The sequence below is a fragment of the Peribacillus sp. SIMBA_075 genome, from assembly GCF_046534585.1.
Genome location: NZ_JAWRYN010001181.1, coordinates 1 through 251 on the forward strand (window position 1 = coordinate 1; position 251 = coordinate 251).

Here is a 251-nt window from a genome sequence, read left to right on the forward strand (position 1 = left end):
GTGCGTATTATGCACCTGCTGCTTCACTAGTTGAAATGGTTGAGGCGATCCTAAAAGATCAGCGCCGCGTCATCCCAACGATTGCATACCTTGAAGGTGAATATGGCTACGAAGGCATTTACCTTGGTGTTCCAACAATCGTAGGTGGAAACGGACTTGAGCAGATCATTGAGCTTGAGCTGACAGAAGAAGAAAGAAGTAAGCTTGATCAATCTGTTGAATCTGTTAAGAACGTCATGAAAGGATTGTCT

The 251-nt window shown here is 44.2% G+C and carries 1 pseudogene; it reads left to right on the forward strand.

Annotation, left to right across the window (positions count from 1 at the left end):
* Nucleotides 1–251: pseudogene (locus tag SB775_RS32050) on the forward strand (malate dehydrogenase); the annotation flags it as partial.